This is a genomic window from Shewanella surugensis (genome assembly GCF_023284005.1).
Taxonomy (GTDB): domain Bacteria; phylum Pseudomonadota; class Gammaproteobacteria; order Enterobacterales; family Shewanellaceae; genus Shewanella; species Shewanella surugensis.
In genome coordinates this window covers 1-1,304 of sequence record NZ_JAKIKS010000314.1, presented here as the reverse complement: position 1 = coordinate 1,304, position 1,304 = coordinate 1, and the positions used below count along the sequence as shown (strand labels likewise).

General features: G+C 35.9%; 1 protein-coding gene. It reads right to left on the bottom strand.

The window, feature by feature from the left end:
* Positions 1-590: 590 nt before the first annotated feature.
* Positions 591-1,016 (bottom strand): hypothetical protein, encoded by a 426-nt coding sequence (locus tag L2764_RS27230; protein ID WP_248943458.1) that lies wholly within the window; start codon positions 1,014-1,016, stop codon positions 591-593.
* Between the last annotated feature and the right edge of the window lie 288 nt (positions 1,017-1,304).

Below are 1,304 nucleotides of genomic sequence, written 5' to 3'. Positions count from 1 at the left end.
TGCGGTGCGCCAAGTCAGCGAAATAAGCTAAAAAAGGCGAGTTGGGACGATGATTACAGGGCAAAAGTTTTCTTTGGTTAATTATCCGACAAAGTATGCTCCCGCCCTGCTTACGCCGCCATACTTACTTAACCAATTAATTTATAATACAATATTAATAACACAGTACCATCAATTAATTGAGATAGCCAATAATAGCAGCTAGCTAAACAGTAACACTTTCATGCTTAATAAATTAATTAAAACATCCATCATTAATTGATGACACTATCACCAAAATTTACATGCCAAAAGTCAGCTTCTCGTACTTTCTTATTCATACAAAGGTTAATTTAACATTAAAACTGTCAATTACCATATAAACCAATGATTTTATATGCAATTTATACAAGATAAGTAACTGAACCGTGTTCAGTGCCAGTAAGAGCTGATAGGATTAATCGATACCCAAGTCACTTGAAGATGCTGGATCCAGCAGGCATTAAAAGGCCTTTATACCAGTCCCTTGAGGGACACGAAAAACTTACTTTCGTGTTGTACTCTTTAAAGAAGCAATAACCATTAATATCATTCATTACACCAATTGGAAATTAAGATTTCTGTCCACGGATATAATCTGTAATTTTATCTGCTTGCTGCTTAATTAAACCTTGAGCTGATCCCAATATGGTTGGGTTTTTAGACACGACTTTCAATTCAGCAAGAATATCCCCAGTCTCTTTGTCTTTAATTAACACCATACTGGTAATGTTATCTGAACCTGCCATTGCACCTAGTAACGCTCGAGAAGCCTCGTGTCTCATATAATAATGGGTACAAATCACTTCGATGACTTTGTCTGCTGCTTCATCGACTAAATTCAAGCGCTTTAAATTATCATCAAGCTGTGCTTTAAATATTTTCATCCCTTTTTCGGTGACACTGGCATTATCAATAATTTCATATGAAAATAATGCTGTTTTTTGTTGATTGTACTCTTGCAAAACACTTAAACGCGTACCCTCACACCCAGTCACAAATACCATCAATCATACTACAGCTATCAATCGACAAACTTTCATTTTTACGCCCTTAACATTGTTCTCATTATTTTCATTTAAAACCAATGAAAGAAATAAACCGTAGATTAAAGAATGACAAATAACAGGAAGTAGCAGCACATAAATAGCTATTCCCACCAGTCTGATTAATCGCCTTTCGCTAAAATACGGTCAAGCAGACTTGATGGTAAAAAACGGCGCAGATAGCCAAAGAGATAAGTCGGTTTTGTCACATAATAGCGCGGCTTGGGATTGGAACTTTTT